This window comes from Tunturiibacter gelidiferens (genome assembly GCF_051013345.1).
GTDB classification, from domain to species: domain Bacteria; phylum Acidobacteriota; class Terriglobia; order Terriglobales; family Acidobacteriaceae; genus Edaphobacter; species Edaphobacter gelidiferens_A.
This window is the reverse complement of the sequence record NZ_CP132939.1, coordinates 657,414-681,379: the sequence shown is the minus strand read 5'-3', so window position 1 is coordinate 681,379 and position 23,966 is coordinate 657,414. Positions and strand designations below refer to the sequence as shown.

Below are 23,966 nucleotides of genomic sequence, written 5' to 3'. Positions count from 1 at the left end.
GGGTGTCGGTTCCTGCGGCGGGAATGCTGCCAGCTGCTGGGGTGTAGGCGAAACTTCCGGGAACGGTGGAGGTTGCGTCGAGTTGCGTGTTGGAGAGGGCGGTTCCATAGACGATGCTGGCGGGAGTCGCCCAGCTCAGGGTAGAGGACGCCGCGCTGACTACGATCTGGACAGTTTTGGTGGCGGTGGTGTAGCTGGTGGTGTCGGTGGGGGTAAATGTAACCGAAAGAGTATCAGTTCCTGCCGCGGGGATGTTGCCGATGGCTGGAGTGTAGACGAAGGTGCCTGGGACGGAGGCGGTTGCGTTGAGCTGGGTTGCGGAGAGTGCGGTGCCGAAGGTGATGCTGGCCGGATTGGCCCAGGTGATGACTGGTGTGGCCTGGGTGACTACGATCTGAACGGTCTTGGTCGCTGCGGTGTAGTTGGTGGAGTCGGTGGGGGTGAAGGTAACCGAGAGGGTGTCAGTACCAACGGCTGGGATAGATCCTGCGGCCGGGGTGTAGGTAAAGCTGCCTGGGACGGAGGCGGTTGCGTTGAGCTGGGTTGCTGAAAGTGCAGTGCCGTAGACGATGCTGGCTGGGTTTGCCCAGGTGATGGTGGAGGTGGCCGGGTTGACGACGATCTGAACGGTTTTGGTTGCGGTGGTGTAGCTGGTGGTGTCAGTTGGGGTGAAGGTGACTGACAGGGTATCGGTTCCGGCGGGGGGACGTTGCCGACGGCAGGGGAGTAGGTGAAGGTGCCCGGGACTGAGGCGGTGGCGTCGAGTTGCGTGTTGGAGAGTGCAGTGCCGTAGGTGATGGCAGTTGGGTTGGCCCAGGTGATGGTGGGTGTGGCCTGGGTGACGACGATCTGGACTGTCTTGGTTGCGGTGGTGTAGCTGGTGGTGTCGGTGGGGGTGAAGGTGACGGACAGGGTGTCAGTACCGACGGCCGGGATGTTGCCGGCGGCTGGGGTGTAGGTGAAGGTGCCGGGGACGGAGGCGGTTGCGTCGAGTTGCGTTGCGGAGAGTGCGGTGCCGTAGGTGATGCTGGCGGGGTCCGTCCAGGTGATGGTGGATGTGGCTTGCGTGACGACGATCTGGACGGTCTTGGTCGCGGTGGTGTAGCTGGCGGTGTCGGTTGGGGTGAAGGTAACCGAGAGGGTGTCTGTGCCCGCGGCGGGGATGCTGCCGATGGCGGGACTGTAGACGAAGGTGCCGGGGACGGAGGCGGTTGCATCGAGTTGTGTTGCAGAGAGTGCGGTGCCGTAGGTGATGCTGGCGGGGGTGGCCCAGGTGATGGTCGGCGTGGCTTGGGTGACGACGATCTGAACGGTCTTGGTGGCGGTGGAATAGCTGGTGGTGTCGGTTGGGGTGAAGGTGACCGAGAGGGTGTCGGTGCCTACAGCAGGGGTTGTGCCTGAGGTGGGAGTGTAGACGAAGGTGCCGGGTACAGAAGCGGTGGCGTCTAGTTGTGTTGCGGAGAGTGCGGTGCCGTAGACGATGCTGGCTGGGTTGGCCCAGGTGATGCTGGACGAGGCTTGCGTGACGACGATCTGAACGGTCTTGGTGGCGGTGGTGTAGCTGGTGGTGTCAGTGGGAGTGAAGGTGACGGAGAGGGTGTCGGTGCCGACGGCCGGGATGTTGCCGATGGCAGGAGTGTAGGTGAAGGTTCCTGGGACCGATGCGGTTGCGTTGAGCTGGGTTGCGGAGAGTGCGGTTCCGTAGATGATGCTGGCTGGGTTGGCCCAGGTGATGGTTGGTGTGGCTTGGGTGACGATGATCTGAACGGTTTTGGTGGCGGTGGTATAGCTGGTGGTGTCAGTGGGGATGAAGGTGACTGAGAGAGAGTCTGTGCCGACTGCGGGGATAGTTCCCGCGGCAGGGGTGTAGGTGAAGGTTCCGGGGACGGTCGAGGTTGCGTCGAGTTGGGTTGCGGAGAGGGCAGTGCCGTAGACGATGCTCGCCGGTGTTGCCCAACTGAGAGTGGACGTAGCCTGACTGACGACGATCTGAACGGTCTTGGTGGCGGTGGTGTAGTTGGTGGTGTCGGTGGGGGTGAAGGTGACCGAGAGGGTGTCGGTTCCGGCGGCTGGGACGTTGCCGGCAGCCGGGGTGTAGACGAAGGTGCCGGGGACCGAGGCGGTTGCGTCGAGTTGTGTTGCAGAGAGTGCGGTGCCGTAGGTGATGCTGGCGGGGGTGGCCCAGGTGATGGTCGGTGTGGCCTGGGTGACGACGATCTGGACCGATTTGGTGGCGGTGGTGTAGTTGGTGGTGTCGGTGGGGGTGAAGGTGACCGAGAGGGTGTCGGTTCCGGCTGCCGGAGTAGTGCCGGCCGCGGGAGTGTAGACGAGACTTCCGGGGACAGAGGCGGTTGCGTTGAGCTGCGTGCCGGAGAGGGTCGTTCCGTAGGTGATGCTGGCGGGGTTGGACCAGGTGATGGTCGAGCCAACCTGGGTGACCGTAATCTGAACGGTCTTGGTGGCGGTGGTGTAGTTGGTGGTGTCGGTGGGGGTGAAGGTGACTGAGAGTGTGTCGGTGCCTGCGTTGGGAATGGAACCTGCGGCGGGGGTATAGACGAAGGAACCTGCTACGGAGGCGGTGGCGTCGAGCTGGGTGTTGGAGAGCGCCGTTCCGTAGGTGATGTTCGCGGGGTTGGTCCAGGTGATGGTTGGTGTGGCCTGGTTGACGGTGAGCTGAACTGTTTTGGTAACGGAGGAGTAGTTGGCCGTGTCAGTCGGGGTAAAGGTGACGGAGAGGGTGTCGGTGCCTGCCGCTGGAGTGGTGCCTGCGGCGGGAGTGTAGACGAGACTGCCGGGGACTGAAGCAGACGCATCGAGCTGCGTGTTGGAGAGGACTGTGCCGTAGGTAATGGCTGCGGGTGTGGCCCACGTGATGACTGGCGCGGCCTGGGTGACGACGAGCTGAACTGTTTTGGTGACAGAGGAGTAGTTGGCGGTGTCAGTTGGGGTGAAGGTGACGGAGAGGGTATCAGTTCCAGCTGCGGGGATGTTGCCGACGGCGGGAGTGTAGACGAGGCTTCCGGGGACGGAGGCGGTTGCGTTGAGTTGGGTAGCGGACAGAGCTGTGCCGTAGGTGATGCTCGCAGGCGTCGGCCAGGTAATGGTGGGAGCGGCCTGGGTTACGTTGAGCGAGACGGTCTGAGTAGCGGTGGTGTAGTCGGCGGTATCCGTCGGGGTGAAGGTGACGGAGAGGGTATCGGTGCCGGCGGCTGTGATCGCGCCGATGGCGGGGCTATAGATGAACGTACCTGCGACTGAAGCGGTGGCATCGAGCTGAGTGTTGGAGAGAGCTGTGCCGTAGACGATGCTTGCGGGTGTGGGCCACGTGAGGACTGGGGTGGCCTTATTGACGACAAGCTGGACGGTCTTGATCGCGGTGGAATAGTTGGTGGTGTCGGTCGGGGTGAAGGTGACCGAGAGAGTGTCGGTGCCGACCGCAGGGATTGTGCCCGCGGCTGGCGTATAAGTCAGGGTGCCGGGTACGGAGGAGCTCGCATCCAGTTGTGTATTCGAAAGCGCCGTGCCGAAGTTGATCGGGGCTGGAGTGTTCCAGATGATGACTGGAGTCGCTTGGGTGACGACGATCTGGACGGTTTTGGTGATGGTGGTGTAGCTGGTGGTGTCGGTGGGGGTGAAGGTGACCGAGAGGGTGTCAGTTCCGGCTGCGGGGATGTTGCCTGCGGCGGGAGTGTAGGCGAACGAACCGGCGACGGAGGCAGTGGCATTAAGTTGAGTTGCGGAGAGTGCTGTGCCGTAGGTGATGCTGGTTGGGTTGGCCCAGGTGATGACTGGAGTGGCTTGGTTGACGACGATCTGTACGGTTTTGGTGGCGTTGGAATAGTTGGTGGTGTCGGTTGGGGTGAAGGTGACGGAGAGGGTGTCAGTTCCGGCTGCGGGGATGTTGCCTGCGGCGGGGGTGTAGGTGAACGAACCAGCGACAGAAGCGGATGCGTTGAGTTGGGTTCCGGAGAGTGCGGTTCCGTAGGTGATGCTGGCAGGGTTGGCCCAGGTGATGACTGGGGTGGCTTGGGTGACTACGATCTGGACGGTTTTGGTGGCGTTGGAATAGTTGGCGGTGTCGGTTGGTGTGAAGGTGACCGAGAGGGTATCGGTTCCAGCGGCGGGGATGTTACCTGCGGCCGGGGTGTAGGTGAACGAGCCAGCGACCGATGCGGATGCGTTGAGTTGCGTTGCGGAGAGTGCGGTGCCGTAGGTGATGGCTGCAGGTGTCGCCCAGGTGATGACCGGCGTCGCTTGATTGACTACGATTTGCACGGTCTTGGTGGCGTTGGAGTAGTTGGCGGTGTCGGTTGGGGTGAAGGTGACCGAGAGGGTGTCAGTTCCGGCTGCGGGGATGTTGCCTGCGGCGGGGGTATAGGTGAACGAACCGGCGACAGAGGCGGATGCGTTGAGTTGGGTTGCGGAGAGTGCGGTTCCGTAGGTGATGCTGGCAGGGTTGGCCCAGGTGATGACGGGAGCGGCCTGGGTGACTACGATCTGGACGGTCTTGGTGGCGTTGGAATAGTTGGCGGTGTCGGTTGGGGTGAAGGTGACCGAGAGGGTGTCAGTTCCGGCGGCGGGGATGTTGCCTGCGGCGGGGGTGTAGGCGAACGAACCGGCGACGGAGGCAGTGGCATTGAGTTGAGTTGCGGAGAGTGCTGTGCCGTAGGTGATGCTGGCTGGGTTGGCCCAGGTGATGACTGGGGTGGCTTGGGTGACTACGATCTGAACGGTTTTGGTGGCGTTGGAGTAGTTGGTGGCATCAGTTGGTGTGAAGGTGACCGAGAGGGTGTCTGTGCCGGCTGCGGGGATGTTGCCTGCGGCAGGAGTGTAGGTGAACGAACCGGCGACGGAGGCGGTTGCGTTGAGCTGCGTTGCGGAGAGAGCGGTTCCGTAGGTGATGCTGGCTGGGTTGGCCCAGGTGATGACCGGAGTCGCTTGGGTGACTACGATCTGAACGGTTTTGGTGGCGTTGGAGTAGTTGGCGGCGTCAGTTGGGGTGAAGGTGACCGAGAGGGTGTCAGTTCCGGCTGCGGGGACGCTGCCTGCGGCGGGAGTGTAGGCGAACGAACCGGGGACGGAGGCAGTGGCATTGAGTTGGGTTGCGGAGAGTGTGGTGCCGTAGGTGATGCTGGCTGGGTTGGCCCAGGTGATGACGGGGGTCGCTTGGGTGACTACGATCTGGACGGTCTTGGTGGCGTTGGAGTAGTTGGCGGTGTCGGTTGGGGTGAAGGTGACCGAGAGGGTATCGGTTCCAGCGGCGGGGATGTTACCTGCGGCCGGGGTGTAGGTGAACGAACCGGCGACTGAGGCGGTTGCGTTGAGTTGGGTTGCGGAGAGTGCGGTTCCGTAGGTGATGCTGGCTGGGTTGGCCCAAGTGATGACGGGAGTGGCTTGGGTGACTACGATCTGGACGGTCTTGGTGGCGTTGGAGTAGTTCGTGGTATCGGTGGGGGTGAAGGTGACCGAGAGGGTGTCTGTGCCGGCTGCGGGGATGTTGCCTGCGGCGGGGGCGTAGGCGAACGAACCGGCGACTGAGGCGGATGCGTTGAGTTGGGTTGCGGAAAGTGCTGTGCCGTAGGTGATGCTGGCTGGGTTGGCCCAGGTGATGACGGGGGTCGCTTGATTGACGACGATCTGGACTGTCTTGGTGGCGTTGGAGTAGTTGGTGGTGTCGGTGGGGGTGAAGGTGACCGAGAGGGTGTCAGTTCCGGCTGCGGGGATGTTGCCTGCGGCGGGGGTGTAGGTGAACGAACCGGCGACAGAGGCGGTCGCGTTGAGCTGGGTTGCAGAGAGCGCAGTTCCGTAAGTGATGGCGGCTGGATTGGCCCAGGTGATGACGGGCGTTGCCTGGGTGACTACGATCTGGACGGTCTTGGTTGCGGTGGTGTAGCCGGTGGAGTCGGTGGGTGTGAAGGTGACCGAAAGCGTGTCCGTTCCAACGCTTGGGATGTTGCCTGCCGCCGGTGTGTAGACGAAGGTGCCGGGGACGGAGGCGGTTGCGTTGAGCTGGGTTGCGGAGAGCGCAGTTCCGTAGGTGATGGCTGCGGGGTTAGCCCAGGTGATGACGGGCGTTGCCTTGTTGACGACCAGCTGTACGGTTGCTGTTGCTGTGGTGTAGTCGGTGGCGTCGGTGGGGGTGAAGGTGACGGAAAGGGTATCTGTTCCAGCGGCAGGGATGCTGCCTGCGGCCGGTGAATAGACGAACGAACCGGCGACGGAGGCGGTGGCGTTAAGCTGAGTGTTGGAGAGGGCGGTTCCGTAAGTGATGGCAGCGGGGGTCGCCCAGGTGATGACGGGGGTGGCCTGGTTGACGACGATCTGAACGGTCTTGGTTGCGTTGGAGTAGTTGGTGGTGTCGGTTGGGGTGAAGGTGACCGAGAGGGTGTCGGTTCCTGCTGCTGGGATGTTGCCCACGGCAGGGGTGTAGGTGAAGGTACCTGCGACGGATGCAGTTGCGTTAAGTTGGGTCGCGGAGAGTGCGGTGCCGTAGGTGATGGCTGCGGGATTGGCCCAGGTGATGACCGGGGTTGCCTGGTTGACGACGATCTGAACCTTCTTTGTTGCTGTGGTGTAGTCGGTGGCGTCGGTTGGGGTGAAGGTGACTGAGAGGGTGTCGGTTCCCGCTGCTGGGATGTTGCCCACGGCGGGTGTGTAGGTGAAGGTACCTGCGACGGAGGCGGTGGCGTTGAGTTGGGTTGCGGAGAGTGCGGTGCCGTAGGTGATGGCTGCGGGATTAGCCCAGGTAATGACGGGTGTGGCTTGATTGACAACGATCTGAACGGTCTTGGTTGCGGTGGTGTAGTCGGTGGAGTCGGTGGGGGTGAAGGTGACCGAGAGGGTGTCGGTTCCTGCTGCGGGGATGTTGCCGACGGCGGGTGTGTAGGTGAAGGTACCTGCGACGGAGGCGGTGGCGTTGAGTTGGGTTGCGGAGAGTGCGGTTCCGTAGGTGATGGCCGCGGGATTGGCCCAGGTGATGACGGGCGTTGCCTTGTTGACGACGATCTGTACGGTTGCTGTTGCGGTGGTGTAGTCGGTGGCGTCGGTTGGTTTGAAGGTGACCGACAAGGTGTCGGTGCCAGCGCCCGGAATAGAGCCGGAGGCCGGAGTGTAGATGAAGGTTCCAGCTACGGAAGCGGTGGCGTTGAGTTGGGTTGCAGAGAGTGCGGTTCCGTAGGTGATGGCTGCAGGCGTTGCCCAGGTGATGACCGGCGTCGCTTGATTGACCACGATTTGCACGGTTTTGATGGCGGTGGAGTAGTCGGTGGTGTCGGTTGGGGTGAAGGTGACCGATAGGGTGTCGGTTCCGGCTGCAGGGATATTGCCTGCGGCGGGAGTATAGGCGAACGAACCAGCTACGGAGGCGGTGGCGTTGAGTTGGGTTGCGGAGAGCGCCGTTCCGTAGGTGATGGCCGCGGGATTGGCCCACGTAATGACTGGGGCTGCCTGGTTCACGATCAGTTGAACGGTTTTGGTTGCGTTGGTGTAGTCGGCTGTGTCGGTCGGAGTGAAGGTTGCTGTCAGGCTCACTGTGCCGACGCCAGGAACGTTTCCGATGGCGGGGGAGTAGGTGAAGGAGCCCGGGACGGAGGCGGTTGCATTGAGCTGGGTTGCGGAGAGAGCCGTTCCGTAGGTGATGGCTGCGGGATTGGCCCAGGTGATAACGGGTGTGGCCTGGTTTACGGTTATTTGTACGGTCTTGGTGACGGAAGAGTAGTCGGTGGAGTCCGTGGGTTTGAAGGTGACCGAGAGGGTGTCAGTGCCGGCTGCGGGGATGTTGCCTGCGGCGGGGGTGTAGGTGAACGAACCGGGGACGGAGGCAGTGGCATTGAGTTGGGTTGCGGAGAGTGCTGTTCCGTAGGTGATGTTGGCTGGGTTGGCCCAGGTTACGGTTGGAGTCGCCTGGGTGATGGTGAGCGTTCCGGGGGCGAAGGTCAGACTGTAGTTGGCTGACGCGAGAGTGCCGGTGGAGGCTGTGATTTGATAGGACCCGGCGGCGGTGGGGGTCGCTGGGGTCGTCTTCAGAGAAGGATTCCCGGTGTATGCCGTGGAGGAGGTGTCGCCGTTGACATAGCCGCTAACCGAGTAGGTGTAGGGAGGAACTGGCGAACCGTAAACTGCAGTCTCATTGTTGGCGGTGAAGAGGAGCGCTTGTTGGTTGACGACAAGGTTGACGGTCTTTGTTGCTACTCCATAGTTCGTGTTGGTAGGGGTGAACACAACGCTGAGCGGTATGGTTCCAGCAGCAGGAACGAATCCGGCAGCCGGGGTGTAAGCGTAAGTACCTGGCACTACAGTTGGCGTAGAGGACGTGTTGAGCGCCATCGCCGCAATTACGACGTTGCGATTGTTCGGAAGCGTAATACTTTGTACGATCTTCGTGCTATCGAGGGTTATTTGATATCCGTACAGGTCGGCTTGTTGAGTTGTTATTCGACCTCCGCCGCCAGTGTTGTAATACGCGTTGACCGTAACGATGGTTTCGCCGGGGTAACCTAGATTAATTGTCCAACTGCTAAGGCTGATATTCGTGGTTGCGGTGGTGCCATCGGTATAGGTAATCGTGAAGGGCTGTGCGATCTGTCCGGTTGTGGTCGCCGCACCGAGCAGTGACAAGCTGGCAAAGTTCCCTTGAGGCAGAGCAATCGTTGTGCTCGTGACGGCGTCCGGAACATTCGCGGGTCCTAAGGAATATGTCTGCCCATTCCAGAGAACGGAAGAACCAAGCAGGGTGGCTGAATAGGCATTTCCAACGTTATCGAAGCCTCCAGTCGAGAAGGTCGATCCATCGGTCTCAAAGGCGTTGACGCGATAGTAGGACGAGAGCGAAACGGATGTCGTTCCTGGCGTCGTCTCTGCGATTGCGTCAAGTTGTGTCGCACTGAGTGCTGTTCCGTAGGTGATCGGTGGAGGAGTAGGCCAGACGAGTGTTGTGGGATTGGAGGGATTAACCAGTTCCTGCACACTCGCGGAAGCGCCTGTGTAATCTGTCTGGTCCGTCGGGGTAAATGTTGCTGAAAGAGTATTTTCTCCAGTTGGAAGTACCGTGCCCGAGGTTGGGTTGTAGACCAGCGTGCCTGGCACAGGCGGAGAGACCAGATCCATGGCGAGTATCGAGACATCTCCTGGTCCCTGCCATGCGGGAAGCGTGACACTCTGAGCAATCTTCGAGCTATTGAGCGGAATCGAATAGCCATAGACGCACGTCAAGTGGGCGTCCTGACCACCACCGGAGGTATTGCGGTAGGGGACGCAAGTGATTTCCGACTCCCCCGCATAGTTCATTGGGAAAACCCAGTCACTCAGGCTTTGCGTATAGGTGCTGGTTGTTCCGTCGGTATAAGTGATGATGAATGGGTTCGCCGCGGTGGAGTTGTTGACCATCGCGCCAAGCATGTTAAGGCTGGCGTAGTATCCAGCCGGAAGAGCGATGGTCACCGCCGTTCCTGTGCTGCTTAGACCGGCGACGGCATCGAGTGCGTTGGTGGGCCCCAACTGATAGGTTATGTTGTTCCAGGTGACCGAGGTTCCCAGCAAATTCGACGAGTAGGCATTCCCGCTTTGATCAAAGCCACCGCTAAATTTTGTGCCGTTGGTGTAGATACCGTTGAGGTTGTAGTAGGAGGTCAACGGGACCGGAGTGTAGACGGCCACCGTCGCGTCAAGTTGTATGTTGCTCAACGGGGTGGGATAGGTGATGGGTGCTGGCGAAGCCCAGCTGATCTGCGGATTCGCAGGCTTCACCACGAGTGTGACGCTGCTCGTCGCCGTGCTGTAGCTCGCGCTATTCGCTGCATTCGGGGTGAAGGTGGCAGTTAGTGTGTAAGAGCCGACCGGCAGCAACGCGTAAGCAGCCACGCTGTAGGAAAATGTTCCGGCGACGGTTGTTGTGGCGTTGAGTTGGGTCGAGGACACCAGGGTGCCATAGTTGATGGGAGCCGGCGTGACCCAGGTGATGACCGGAGTCGCCTTTGCGACCGGGTAATTTATAGGTGAGGATGTGCTGGCTAGAAAGTTCGCATCGGTGGGGCTACCGAGGTTGAAGCTCGCGGTAAGGCTATCAGTGCCAACGGGCAGTGACGTCACGTTAAGAGTCGCGATGCCGCTTGAAAGCCTGCTTGTACCCAGAACAGTGGCGCCGTTGAGGAAGGTGATCAGTTCGTTGTTAGTGGTGTATCCGCCCAAGGAGTAGGGGCTAAGCGTTGCGGAGAGGACGACCTGCTGGCTGTAATTGCTGGATGAAGGATTTGCACTCAGCAACGTAGCTGTGGTGATCGGCGTTCCGGTGAGAGACAAAAGGTTAGAGGTGCTTTTGCTGAAGTAGGTCTCTCCGGGGTAGACGGCGTCGACCTTATGCGCGATCGCAGCGCCAGCGGGGACGTTGGGAGTGTTTAGAGTGGCGATGGCGGTCTGGGTGATCTGGTCCAGCAGGACCACCACGTTATTGTTGCTCTGCACTGGGGTTGCAATATCCGGAAATCCGTCGCCGTTGAAGTCTCCTACGAGCGTTGAAGAACCGGTGAAACCTACGGTGTAATTTACCGCGGCGTTAAAGGTTCCGTCACCGTTTCCAAGCAGGACGCTTTGTGTCGTGTTGTTTTGATTCACGACCGTCAGGTCGGCTTTGCCATCTCCGTTGAAGTCGCCCATTGCAATTGCAATCGGTACTGCGCCGACGGGGTTTGCACCGACGACCCGTGACTGAAACGTTCCATTGCCGTTACCGATGAGTATGCCGACGGTGTCGTCGTTGGAACTGGGGACGGCGATATCGATGATGCCGTCTCCGTTGAAGTCTCCTGCTACGAGTCCCGTTGGATATCGGCCTACATCGATCGGGGAGCCGCTGGCCTGACTGAAGTTTCCTGTGCCGTCGCCCAGAAGAATAGAGACTGAGACAGTCGCGAAGTCGGTGACGGCAATATCGGCCTTACCATCTCCGTTGAAGTCACTCACGATCAGATTGAGAGGGCCGGCCCCGACGGTAAAGGGCGAGAAGGAGCGGCGGTGAATGTGCCGTTGCCGTTATTCAAAAGAACGGTGACGGTGTTGCTGGCCTGGTTTGTGATCGCGAGGTCGGCGTTGCCGTCGTTATTGAAGTCGCCAACTGCGACGGCGGACGGCGTGGTTCCCGTAGGGTAGATCACCTGATTCTGAAACGTGCCGTTTCCTTTGCCGAAAAAGATACTTACGGTGTTGCCTACGGAATTGGTGACTGCAAGATCCAGAATCCCGTCGTTGTTGAAGTCGCCGACGGCAACTCCGGTTGGTGTCTGGCCGGCGGTGAGTGTGGTTCCTGCGGTGAGGGTTCCGGTTCCTGTGCCCAGCAGGATATTGACTTTGTTCGCAGCGGAGGCTACTGCGATATCTAACTTTCCGTCGCCGTTAAAGTCCCCTAGAGCGGAGCCCCTGGGCGGATTACCTGTACCGCTTGCGGAGGTGGCAGCATTAAACGTCTGTGCGGCGACGGCGGTTCCTAACGGAGAGGTGCCGAAGACGTAGTTGCCGTTGGATGTGTCTACAAACGAGAGCGGGGCTGTAGGGGACTGAGTGAACCCACCGTTTCCGACGACTGTGGCTGCGAGCGTGTAGCTGCCGGCGGTGCCTGTGCTTGTGAGGGTTGTTCCTGTCGCGTAAGTTCCGGTGACACTGAGAGTTTGTGAAGTGGAGGAGCTGGCAGAATATGAGTTTGTTCCGCTGAAGACGGCTATGTACTTGTGAGTTCCGATACCGGGAATGAGGCGAAGTACGGCGGTTCCAGTCGATGTTAGTTGGGCTGTGCCCAGAAGCGCTGAGTTCACGCAGTGAACTGCGGTTGCGTCACAAAAAGTTATCAGCCCTGGGGAGACAGGTGTGCTTACGCCGGTCGTCACTGCGGCGGTGAGCGTCACCATTGATCCACTGGTAATGGTGCCTGAGGAAAGAGTCAGGCTTGTCGCCGTTGCAGCGCCCAAAGCAAAGCTCTCAGGCGTGGACACGGTTGCCAGGAGTAGAGCCAGGACTGCCAGCAAGATGCCTGAGAAAGAACGCGTGCCAGACTTTAGATTTCCTGAGCAGCTTTTGCAGTTGGTGCGGTGTGACGACATGCTTATCTCCGTGGCGAGTAGGAACGTGACAAGAAGCTTCCGGGCAGACGGGTGCGCCTTACGCAAAAGCTCCGGTGGATGGTGGCCACGTTCGACTCCTGCGCTGCTTTTCTGCTAGGGACTTCCTGAGGCGAGAACTATGTTGGTATTGCTAAAGCCCGAAGAGGCCCAAGAACTTTCGTGCCGCTCTTATCAGGCCTGCATGTTCGCCGATAGAGGATGGAATCGCATAAGAGAGTTATTGGCCTCCTTTGCTCCTCACTAGAATCACTTAGCCGCGGCTTCTCATCCATAGTCCAAAGGTGGCAGCATAAATTTCGCGAAATACGGGGGATTTTGACCCAACAGGCAGAAATATTTTTATCGACTGACACAGAAGTGTCAGAGGCGCAGGGGCAAGGTCAGTGCGGAAGGGACTGGCGAATGCAGTAAGACCTGGGCGATCAGAACTCTTTGTATTACATATGCATCTGGCGTCCGGAAGACTGGACGGAGACCCTTCAAAAGCAACGGATGATAAGTGGGACTGCGCGGTCGCTTCTCCGTTATGAAACTGGAAAGCTGACCTGTCGGATGACGAGACGGGAGGAAGATAATAAAGTCACCTCTCATCTCGGGGCAGGTTGCCGGAGATTTACGTGTGCATGACAACCAGGGAACCGGTGCACTCTGGTTGTGAATGTGCCTGACAAATTCTGCAGCCTGATGTCGTGATTCCCGCATCGAAGAGAGGTCGCACGGTGCCCTCGTCATCTCCGTTACGACAGAGAAAGAGGATCAAATGAACTCACCTTCCGTAGTAGGAAACTCTACTAAAGCGGCGGTCGTGGAGACCAAGCTCTCTGGCTACGACCTGCTACTCCATCCAGGACTAAACAAGGGGACGGCGTTTACAGAGGAGGAGCGAGATACCTTCGCGCTCCATGGATTGCTGCCACCGCATGTGGGGACGTTGGAGGATCAGCTGGAACGTCGAATGAAGGCATTCGACAATCAGACGAGCAGCTTTGAAAGATACAACTTCATGCGTGACCTGCAGGACTCGGATGAGACCCTGTTTTATGCGCTGATCACCCGGAACGTCGAGAAGTTTCTGCCGATTGTGTATACGCCGACGGTGGGCGAAGGCTGTCAACGCTTCAGTGAGACCTGGCGTAAGCCGCGCGGCCTCTTCATCAGTTATCCCAACAAGGCCCGTATCAACCAGATGCTGGCCGACTCTCGTTATGACAAGGTGCGATGCATCGTAGTGAGTGACGGCGAACGGATTCTCGGTCTCGGTGATCAGGGAGCCGGAGGGATGGGAATACCGATCGGAAAGATGGCTTTATATACGGCTCTGGCCGGAGTGCATCCGGAACACTGCCTGCCTGTGCTTCTCGACGTGGGAACGGACAACGAGGAGCGTCTCAAGGATCCGATCTACATCGGTTGGCGCAGCAAGCGGGTGCGGGGCCAGGAATATGACGACTTCGTGGAAGCCTTTGTCTCGGCGGTGAAGAGGCGCTGGCCGCATATCCTTCTGCAATGGGAAGACTTTGCGGGGTCGAACGCGAGCCGCCTTCTGGAACGGTATCGGGACCAGCTTTGCACGTTTAATGACGATATTCAGGGAACGGCGGCTGTAGCCACTGCCACCGTGTTGGGAGCGGTCACGGCGACGGGCATACCGATGAAAGAACAGCGGATCGGCTTCCTCGGCTTTGGCTCCGCTGGAATTGGCATTGCCAATCTGCTGCTCGCCGCCATGAAAGAGAGTGGGTTGAGCGACGAGGAAGCTCATAAACAGTTTTATGCGGTCGACCGCTACGGTCTGATTCTTGAAGGGCAGACAGGCCTTCGGCCAGACCAGGCGCGCTACGCGAAGAAGAAGTCCGATCTGAAGGAATGGCCGCTTTCGAACGCCGAGCAGGTTTCGCTCGAGGATGTGGTTCGGAACGCGAAGCTGACTGTTCTCATCGGAGTTTCCAGCCAGGCGGGCGCATTTACGGAGGGGATTGTGCGCGAGATGGCGAAGCACACAGATCGCCCAGCTATCTTTCCTCTATCGAACCCAACCTCCAAAAGCGAAGCTGCTCCCGCAGATCTTATGAAATGGACGAATGGCCGCGCGCTGATCGGCACGGGTAGTCCATTTCCTCCGGGCGAGATCAACGGCAAGGCTGTGGAGTTTGCACAGACGAACAACTCCTATATCTTTCCGGGTCTTGCCCTTGGGATTCTCACCTCACGGGCAAAGCGGGTTTCGGATTCGATGATCATGGCTGCCGCAAAGGCTCTCGCAGCACTTTCTCCGACACAGAAGAATAAAGAAGCGTCTCTATTACCGCCTATCGCGGATTCTCGTGCGGTCGGTCTGAAGCTGGCGGAGGCGGTTGGGAAGCAGGCGATCGCAGAAGGCCTCGGAGGAGTTTCCGATGAGAAGTCTTTTGAGAAGGAGCTTCGTGAATATGTCTGGGAGCCGGTCTACGTACCGTATGTTCGGCTGGGTGATTAATGCCGTCCACCCAGCAAGTGTAGTGCCCGGAGTGACAGGTGATCTGAACTTCCACTTGCTGGAAAGAAGTGAGGTGATGTATGGCTACGCAAGAGTCGTATCAGCTGAAGCAGATTCCCATAGGCGTCGGTGCGACAGGTAAACGAAAAGAAACGGACTCGATGGGCGAAGTCGAGGTCCCGGCAGACCACTACTGGGGCGCCCAAACCGAGCGCTCGTTGATTCACTTTGCCATCGGGGACGATCACATGCCGAAGCAGGTGTATCACGCTTACGGTTATGTGAAAAAGGCGGCCGCTTTGGTGAATGCCGCTGCAGGACGCCTCGACCGGTGGCAGGCTGATGCGATATCGACCGTTGCGGACGAGGTGATCGCCGGAAAACTGGATAGCGAGTTCCCGCTTTATGTCTGGCAGACCGGGTCCGGGACACAGTCGAACATGAACGTTAACGAAGTGATCTCCAACCGGGCGATTCAGTTGCTCGGCGGAGTGTTGGGGAGCAAGGCGCCGATACACCCGAATGATCATGTCAATATGGCGCAGTCATCGAATGATACTTTCCCGACGGCGATGCATATTGCGAGTGCTCTTGAAGTGAAGAGATATCTGTTGCCTAGAGTGGAAGCCCTGACTTCGGCGATCGAGGACAAGGCCAAGCAGTGGCGCGATGTCGTCAAGATCGGCCGTACGCATCTGGAAGACGCCGTGCCTCTGACGGTTGGCCAGGAATGGTCGGGCTATGCCGTTCAACTTCGTGACGCAATGGTGTTGATCGACAGGTCTCTCGCGGGGATCTATCAGTTGGCGGCTGGTGGTACGGCAGTGGGTACGGGGTTGAATGCTCCTCCAAACTTTGGGGAGGACATCGCTGCGAAGATCGCGGAGTTGACGGGTATGCCGTTTGTTACAGCGCCAAACAAGTTTGCTGCGCAAGGTTCGCTCGACGCGATGGTGAATGCGCATGCGGCCCTGCGCTCCCTTGCGGTTGCTCTGATGAAGATTGCAAACGATATGCGGTGGCTGGCTTCCGGTCCGCGGTGCGGCCTCGGCGAACTGGTGCTGCCGGCGAATGAGCCTGGCTCTTCGATCATGCCCGGCAAGGTAAATCCGACGCAATGCGAGGCGATGGTGATGATTTGCATTCAGGTTATCGGAGATGATTCGGCCGTAGCCTTTGCGGGCTCGCAGGGCAACTTTGAATTGAATGCGATGCGGCCGATCATCATCAACAACTTTCTTCATTCGGCGCGGATTCTGGCCGATGGATGCGAGAAGTTTCGGATATTTTCAGTTGAGGGGACCACGCTGAATGAAAAGCGCATCGCCCAGTTTGTCCAAAATTCTCTGATGCTGGTGACTGCACTCAGTCCCGTGATCGGCTACGACAAGGCGTCGAAGATTGCTCACAAAGCGCTCGATGAAGAGACGACGTTGAAGCAAGCGGCGCTGGCGACCGGATGGATCGATGAGAAAACCTTTGATCAGGTAGTTGATCCGAAGAAGATGGTCTTTCCCAATAATTGATGAAACGTAATTTGTTTTGAATCGATGCCTGTTCAGAGGCAAGGTTCGACAAATCCTCAGATATTTGTTTGTTCGCCTGAATCCTTATAGACGCTGGCTCCATCCATTAATACGGTCGTACATGTTGAATTGCACAGAAACGACATCGATGAGGCAAAAGGGGAGATTTATGGCGACGCAAACTTATTCGAAGCTTTTTGAGCCGGTACAGCTTGGCTCGATCAAGCTGGGTCACAGGGTGGTGATGGCCCCGTTGACCAGACTTCGCTCTGAAATACCAGGTGATATTCCTGGTGACCTGATGCTTGAGTACTATACGCAGCGCGCGTCAAACGGCGGGTTGATTATCTCGGAGGCCGCGACGGTCTCGGTTACGGCTCGCGGATATCTTGGGGCTCCTGGAATTTATTCGGAGGCACAAGTGGCAGGGTGGCGCCGCATTACTGACGCGGTCCATGCCAGGGGCGGAAAGATCATTCTTCAACTGTGGCATGTTGGACGAACCAGCCACGTGGACATGACGGGAGGGTCTATCCCGGTTGGACCGTCCGAGGGTGTTCCGTACGAAGGAAGATCCTTCACTAAGAACGGCTGGGTCGCTGTTACGCCCAACCGCGCCTTGAAGGTCGAGGAGATCCCGGCGTTGTTGGAGGATTACCGTAAAGGCGCTCTCAACGCGAAGGCTGCCGGGTTCGATGGAGTTGAACTCCACGGTGGCAACGGTTATCTGTTGGATCAGTTCCTGCAAAACGGCAGCAACCGGAGGACGGATGAGTATGGCGGCTCTCCAGAAAATCGGGCACGCCTGCTCTTTCAGGTGCTGGAGGCGGTTCTCACGGTATGGGATGGGAGCCAGGTCGGAATCAGGCTGTCGCCCAGCACACAGTTCAACGGCATGTCAGACTCTAACCCAGCCTTGATCTTCGACTACGTGGCGGAACAAGCAAACAAGTACTCCATCGCCTATCTTCACGTCATCGAGCCGCGCATCGACGGGAGTGCTGAGATCGGTGAGGGACTTCCGCCAGTGGCTGCGGGGCAGCTTCGGAAGCTCTTCAAAGGACAGATTCTGGCCGCCGGCGGCTTCGATGGCGACAGCGCGGAGGCGATCCTTGAAGAAGGCGATGCGGACCTGGTTGTGTTTGGCCGATTCTTCATCGCCAATCCAGATCTTCCCGAACGACTGAAGCAGGGCGTGTCGCTGAATCCTTATGACCGGGAGACATTCTACGGTGGTGATGCTCGGGGGTACACCGACTATCCGTTCTATGAAACGGCGGTGGTCTGAGCGGCTTGTAGTGTCTAAGACAGCAACTTGTTGATAGGGGATCAGGAGGAATCTGAGCGAGTCTGTGCGGCAGACAAACCAGGCTCTGCGACAGCCGAGTTCTGGTCTCCAAAAGCCATCTGAGCTAGTGCTCATCTTCTGGAACCGTTGCGAGGGACGGCCGCGTGGATAGGCCCACAGGCATGCTGCGTTACACTAAACGAGCGTGTCTCGTACCTAATGACAATCTTCCTAATGCGAAATGTGTTTCTCGGAATTGCCGCGATACCCTTCATCTACTACGCTCTCGCGATCTTCAGTTCGCTCCGGTTTTTGGGGCGAGACGAGCTAAAGCAGATGGGACGGGCGCGTTTGTACCGCCAATCAGCAACCTGAAGCCGGTGAGGGGCCTGGATCCAGAGGCTTATGAAAATTTCGCCAGCTTCTGCCGACAGGACTATCCGAACTATGAGGTTTTGTTCTGCATCGGCGACACCACCGACCCTGCCTTCCCGGTGCTGCAGCGAATCGTCCGCGATTTCCCGGACTGCCAAATCCGCATTGTGATTGGGTCGGGCCGCAATGCAACTAACGACAAGGTGGCCAAGCTGGCACGACTCGTCGAGGAAGCCTCACATGAGTACCTTGTGATCAGCGACAGCGACGTGCGCGTTGCGCCGGACTACTTGCGCAAGGTTGTTGCGCCGTTGGAAGATCCTAAGACAGGAGCGGTCACCTGCTTTTATGTCCCTATCAAAGAATCGACCTGGGTGCAGCGTCTGCAGGATATTGGCATGCTTTCGGACTTCTATCCCGGAATCCTTGTGGCAAAGCAATTGGATGGAGTGAAGTTTGCACTCGGTCCGACGATTGCGACAACCCGGACGCGGCTTGAGGCCTTTGGCGGATATGCCTCAATCGAGAACCGTCCGGCGGATGACCTGCTTGTCGGGCGATTGATCGCTGAGCAAGGCCACGAAGTAGAGCTTCTTCCTTACACCATCTCCACAGTCGCGGACTATCAGTCACTCAATGAACTGTTTCACAAGCGCCTGCGGTGGATCACGGTCATGCGTCATATGCGCCCGTGGGGACATCTTGGCCTGATCTTCACGCTGGGGCTGCCCTGGGCGATCCTGGCAGTGGCACTTCTTCCGACGGTTATGGTCGCCGCAATTTATCTGGGCGGATATCTCGTCGTCCGCGCCGTGTTGACCGTGCTGGTGGGGTCCTGGGGGCTCGATCAGCCGGGTATCTGGAAAAAGCTGGCCCTGATTCCGTTGTGGGACGGAATGGCCAGTTTGATCTGGTTGACGAGCTTCACGCGGAAGACGATCCGGTGGCGAGGACGGGATTACCTGATGCGTGATGGAGAGCTTGTCCTGCCGCTGTAGGCATAAAACGCAGAGTGCCGAGCGGCAGGGTGCCTAGATGGCGTTCTTTACCAGCAGAGGCTGTTTGCTCATCTCTGTTCCAATGCGTCGAAGGTTTTGCGTGCTCCGCCAATTCACTTGGGGCGGGAAGGATGCTGGGTCAATCCGATCACGATAACGCAGCGCTATATTAATCAGCGAATCGACAAGCGAATCTGAAAGCGTGTGCGGCTGCAGCCCGAGATCGGCCAGCTTGGAATGCTTCGCGTTGTAATAGTGCGATTCGGCTTCGACACGAGGGTCGGGAAGGTGATCAATCTCTACCTTGAGACCCATCTGTCCGGCTACTGCCTGGACCGTTTCGGCGAGGTCGAGGACCGAGAACTGCTCGGTGAATTGATTGAAGACGCGGAATTCACCTGAGTTAGCGGGGTTCAGGCAAGCTAGCTCTACGCAGCGGACGGTATCGCGAAGGTCGAGAAATCCGCGTGTCTGGCCGCCTTTTCCGTATACCGTGAGTGGATAACCGATAGCCGCCTGGGCGCAGAAACGGTTAAGCACCGTCCCAAATACCTCGTCGTAATCGAAACGGTTGATTAAAGCCTCGTCCATCGATACTTCGTCGGTAACCGTACCGTACACAACGCCTTGATTGAGGTCGGTCGCGCGCAGGCCCCAAGCCTTGCAGGTGAACATAATGTTGTGACTGTCATGCACTTTCGAGAGGTGATAGAAAGAGCCCGGCTGTTTGGGGAAAGGGAGGGTATCTTTCCTGCCGTTGTGCTCGATGGTGAGGAAACCTTCTTCAATATCGATATTCGGCGTTCCGTATTCCCCCATGGTGCCCAGCTTGACGATATGACAGTCTGGCTGCAGCTCACGTATAGCGAAGAGCAGGTTCAGAGTCCCGACGACATTATTTGTCTGGGTGTAAACCGCATGCTTACGATCGATCATTGAGTAAGGCGCCGACCTTTGCTCCGCGAAGTGGACGACCGTGTCAGGCTGAAAGGTCTTGATTGTGGAGGAGAGGAAATCATAGTCTGCGACATCGCCAACGAAAAGCTCGATTGGGATGCCCGTCAGTTGATACCAGACCGCCAATCTCTCAGACAAAGGACGGATCGGCGTTAGCGTCTGAGCTCCGAGTTCGAAGTCCCATTGGCGACGGATAAAGTTGTCGATGATCGCAACCGAGTGCCCCTTGTTTGCAAGATATAGGGCAGTTGCCCAACCACAATAACCATCACCACCGAGAACAGCAATCCGCATATTTTCTCCTATTTAACAGGCTTCTATCAGTATACCGACGCACTATTGAATCCCTTTGTTTCAGCAACTTTGTATATTTCCCCACTACTTTGTATATTTCCCCACTACAGCGACCATTGAGCGCTTAGGGCAAGCCGAAGTGTGCCTATGGGGCGTTAGGAAGCACCGAAGACGAAACGGGGTGATTGGTGAGCAGAACCTTACCACCGCTCTCCTCGAGCAAATTCAGTTGATTTTTGCCTACCAGGGACTCCAGATGATCGACGCCCGTGTCCTTGGCGAAGATGTAGTACCTTTCGGGGCTTTGCCAAAGTCTCCGGAATTGGCTGTCATCCAGAAAAACATTCGGGGTATTCGGAGCGTAGGAACCGTAGACGAGGTTGTTATATCTACCATTCAGGAGCAAGGCAGTTCTATCAGTATAAAAGAACACGGATGAGAACCAGTAGTAGTGATGGTCGACGATTAAACTTCCCTTGGGGGACTGCAGTAGCTTATTGACCAAGGGGCGGGACGAGAGATAGGGGTCGAAATCGATCATCGCCAGACGGGCGGCGTGAAAGAAGACCACCATCATTATGGCCACCGTCACGTACACGTTCTTGCTTGTTGTTCGTACGGTACCGATGGCTCCGATAAGAAAGGAAGCGGCGGCTAGCGCAAGAGGTATCCGTAGGTAGGCGAATGACTTCAGGGTCAGGTCCTCCATATGGCCCAGCGACAGGGTGTACGCCTCCGGGTTGGAGCTGAGAGCCTGTGAGATATCGCCAGGAGTAGGAACGTGGCGCACGGCAACGAGTATGGCGATGGCAGCCAGCGCCGCGATCGAGCAAGCCACGGTCAGGAAGCGCGTTCCATGCCGGACGATTCTCCCGTTCCATGCGATGCCCGAGCCGATGAGGAGCGCTAATGCCGGATAGCACGGCATGGAGTAGTACTCCTGCGTCGTGGAGAAAGTGAAAAACACGAGGACGAAGCCGGTCCAGCAGAGTGCGAGGAGCCTGGTTCTTCCTGCGCGATCAACGGGGCGGTATGAGAGCTTTAGCGCTGCGGGCAGGTATACGCTCCACGGGAAGAGCCAGACCAGGTTGAGCAGCCAGAAATAAAGTCGCGGCACCGTGTTGTAGTCGCGCGGAGAACGAAGGTTGAGAAATCGAAGGAGTTGCTCATTGATAAAGAAAAACCAGAAAAAGCCGTGATATTCACCCGGAATGCTCTTCATCGTAAAGCTGAAGTAGGGCGGATTCCGGAGCGTGGCAAGAATATGCCAAGGAGCGGCAATCAACAGGATGATGGCCAGGCCACTGAGCGGCCGGAGTCGTTTCCACATCCGAGCGGAAAAGATCTGACGGGTACACAATAAATAGATGATGGCCGCAGCGGCCGGGAAGACAATTGCAATAAGGCTTTTCAGAAGCAAACCGACGCCCAGGCTTGCGGCCAGGATTGCTGCCCATGCTCGCGGATGCGGTTCTTCTTCGTCGAGAACTCGAAGGAATGCCCACATCGCCAAGACGATGGTTAGAGTGAGCACCACGTCCGGCACGAGGATGCGTGTAAAGAGAAAGAGCCCGATACACGTGGACATGCAGAGGCCAGCATAGAACCCTGCGCGGCGTCCGAAGGCCCAGACTCCGAATGCCGCAGTTGTGAAGCAAAGCGCGATCGCCGAGAGTGCAATCGGAATGCGTGCGGCCCAGTCATGGACGCCGAATACTTTATAAGCGACCGCGATCATCCAGTAGATGAGCGGCGGTTTTTCGAGATAGGCCACTCCATCCAGGCGCGCCGTGACCCAGTCGCCGGAGCTGATCATATTGTGAGCAATCTGCGCCTGCACTGCATCGACGTCGTCCATCAGTGATGGAGGAGAGAGAATGCAACCAAGATAAACGGCCGCTGCGAAAAGTACGACGAGCCAGAAAAGCTGGCTCCGATTTACAGCCCTGCTGCGATCACCTGTCTCTTGGAGGCCAGAGACGGTTTTGACTGGATATTCCATCGTTTCATCCACATAAATAACATGATCAGCCCCCACAAGTGATAGCCGATGTTTATCCTTCTGTTCAAGTGTAGTTGGGTGTAAGTACGAATCGCTTCAAAGTCGAAGAGCTCAGAGTGTTCCTTTTCTGCAGATGCCAGCGTCTCCATCAAGATCGCGCGGAGCGGTCCTCGAAACCATTCGTGCGCCGGAATGTCGAAGCCGATCTTCGGACGCTGAAGGATGGGTGTGGGCAGCTTCGATCTCATCACTTCTTTGAGGAGATACTTCTGGTTTGTACCACGGATCTTAAGGTCAACAGGCAAAGTAGCGGCAAACTCGACGATGCGGTGGTCGAGGAATGGAGGCCGAACCTCAACAGCGTGCGCCATGCTCACGCGATCCGATTTCACCAGGATGTCGTCCGGGAGAAAGTACTGCTGGTCGAACTCAAGAAACGGAGACATCCCGTCCCCGGGAAGGCTGGCTCTCAGACGAGCGAGGACATCTCCAAGGGCACCGGGTAGAGGAACGCGCAGGAGGGCAGCCTTTTCCGCATCGGAAAAGGTTCCATTCCAGTACACATGGGCTCGTTCTGACGGCATGAGACTGCCTTGAAGGAGACGTTTCAGCTTGTATTCGATGCTGATTTTTTCCTTCGAGGCGGGCCAAAAACGCAAGGCGCGAAGAGCTAAATCAATTGCTGGAGGAGGGATATGTTTCAGGTGGCGGGCGATGCGGTTCGCGCGATAGGTGAGGTAACCACTGAAGATCTCGTCGGCTCCTTCTCCACTGAAGGCCACTGTACATTGCGTTTTACATAGCTTGGAAAGAAACCAGACCGGCAATGCTCCGGAATCCGCGCTTGGTTCATCGGAGTAATAAGTAATGTCTTCGATGGCCCCCTCTAAGTCCTCCTCCGGGCACAGATCGAGCTGTTGGTGATTGGTCCCGTAGTGTTCGACTACCTGGCGGATATATTGCGACTCGTCGAAACTTTGGCCGTTGAAGGTAATTGAAAAGGTCCGAAGCTGTGAGCTGGAGGCCTGGGCGGCATAGTGAAGGACCGTTGAGGAATCCACTCCTCCACTAAGCCAGACCCCGAGGGGAACATCGGACATGAGGTGTTCACGAACCGACTGGTTCAAGAGGAAATCAAGCTCTGTTTTTGCGTCTTCGAACCGGATCGGCTTTGGCGCGATGTCTGGGATACGCCAGTATGCGTGCTTGTTGGTGCGGCCGTCGCGCCACTCGAGCCAATGGCCGGGCGGCAGCTTTTCAATCCCATCGACCAGAGTCCATGGACACGGGACGTAGTTCATGGACAGATAACAGTCCAGTCCCCGAAGGCTCAGCTGGCGTTCGATTTCGGGGTGGACGAGAATTCCCTTGAGCTCCGAAGCAAAGAAGATATCCTCGCCTCGCTCGGCGATATAAAGCGGCTTGATGCCGAGGCGGTCACGCGCGAGCACTAGACGCTGACCGGAGTTGCTCCAGATGGCAACCGCGAACATGCCACGCAAACGCTCGAAACAGTTGGTGTCCCACTCGAGAAACGCCTGAAGAACGGTTTCGGTATCACAATGGGTTTGGAAACGCCGGCCGAGAGTTTCGAGCTCGCGGCGGACTTCGAGGTGATTATAAATTTCACCATTAAAAACGATTACTGAGTCGCGATCTTCGGAGAAGATAGGCTGATCGCCGGAAGCCAGGTCAACAATCTTGAGGCGGGTTGCACCGAGGGAGCAGGTTCTAGATCGAAACACTCCCTGCTGATCCGGACCGCGATGGAAGAGGGTACTCGTGGCGCTCTGTATGCGCTCTTGATCCGGGCGCCAGTCTTTCGTCGTGAATCCAACAATGCCGCACAAGTGTCTATGCCTCTTCCACGCGCGCTGGTGTTGAAGTCCAGACATGCTGAACGGATTGATGTTTGGACCAGTAGCCGTATAGCTTTTGCCGAG

General features: G+C 57.7%; 9 protein-coding genes. 4 read left to right on the top strand and 5 right to left on the bottom strand.

Annotated features, from left to right (window positions below; translation table 11 throughout):
- Window positions 1-387 precede the first annotated feature (387 nt).
- Both RBB80_RS03230 and RBB80_RS03225 read right to left on the bottom strand, forming a co-directional pair.
- Complete coding sequence (locus RBB80_RS03230) at window positions 388-10,956, bottom strand: FG-GAP-like repeat-containing protein (RefSeq protein WP_433966886.1); 10,569 nt, start codon at window positions 10,954-10,956, stop codon at window positions 388-390.
- Window positions 10,957-10,958: 2 nt separating this feature from the next.
- Window positions 10,959-12,086 (bottom strand): FG-GAP repeat domain-containing protein, encoded by a 1,128-nt coding sequence (locus RBB80_RS03225; RefSeq protein WP_433966885.1) that lies wholly within the window; start codon window positions 12,084-12,086, stop codon window positions 10,959-10,961.
- 781 nt (window positions 12,087-12,867) lie between these two features.
- Between RBB80_RS03225 and RBB80_RS03220 the strand changes: the two genes are divergently transcribed.
- The 4 genes from RBB80_RS03220 (at window position 12,868) to RBB80_RS03205 (ending at window position 18,770) form a co-directional block, all read left to right on the top strand.
- Window positions 12,868-14,583 (top strand): NAD-dependent malic enzyme, encoded by a 1,716-nt coding sequence (locus RBB80_RS03220; protein ID WP_433966884.1) that lies wholly within the window; start codon window positions 12,868-12,870, stop codon window positions 14,581-14,583.
- Window positions 14,584-14,663: 80 nt separating this feature from the next.
- Window positions 14,664-16,109, top strand: coding sequence for a class II fumarate hydratase (gene fumC / locus RBB80_RS03215; protein ID WP_433966883.1), 1,446 nt, complete (start codon window positions 14,664-14,666; stop codon window positions 16,107-16,109).
- A gap of 169 nt (window positions 16,110-16,278) precedes the next feature.
- On the top strand, window positions 16,279-17,397 hold the full coding sequence (locus RBB80_RS03210; protein WP_433966882.1) for an alkene reductase: 1,119 nt from the start codon (window positions 16,279-16,281) through the stop codon (window positions 17,395-17,397).
- Window positions 17,398-17,777: 380 nt separating this feature from the next.
- Entirely contained in the window at window positions 17,778-18,770 is a 993-nt protein-coding gene (locus RBB80_RS03205) for a glycosyltransferase (RefSeq protein WP_433966881.1), read from the top strand.
- A 33-nt stretch (window positions 18,771-18,803) separates the two neighbouring features.
- Here RBB80_RS03205 and RBB80_RS03200 read toward each other — a convergent pair whose 3' ends face one another.
- From RBB80_RS03200 to asnB, 3 genes are all read right to left on the bottom strand, one after another.
- On the bottom strand, window positions 18,804-20,021 hold the full coding sequence (locus RBB80_RS03200) for an NAD-dependent epimerase/dehydratase family protein (protein WP_433966880.1): 1,218 nt from the start codon (window positions 20,019-20,021) through the stop codon (window positions 18,804-18,806).
- 145 nt (window positions 20,022-20,166) lie between these two features.
- Window positions 20,167-22,023 (bottom strand): ArnT family glycosyltransferase, encoded by a 1,857-nt coding sequence (locus tag RBB80_RS03195; protein WP_433966879.1) that lies wholly within the window; start codon window positions 22,021-22,023, stop codon window positions 20,167-20,169.
- Window positions 21,960-23,873, bottom strand: a complete 1,914-nt coding sequence (gene asnB, locus RBB80_RS03190) for an asparagine synthase (glutamine-hydrolyzing) (RefSeq protein ID WP_433966878.1) — start codon at window positions 23,871-23,873, stop codon at window positions 21,960-21,962. The genes RBB80_RS03195 and asnB overlap by 64 nt, the downstream gene beginning before the upstream one ends.
- Window positions 23,874-23,966: the final 93 nt, after the last annotated feature.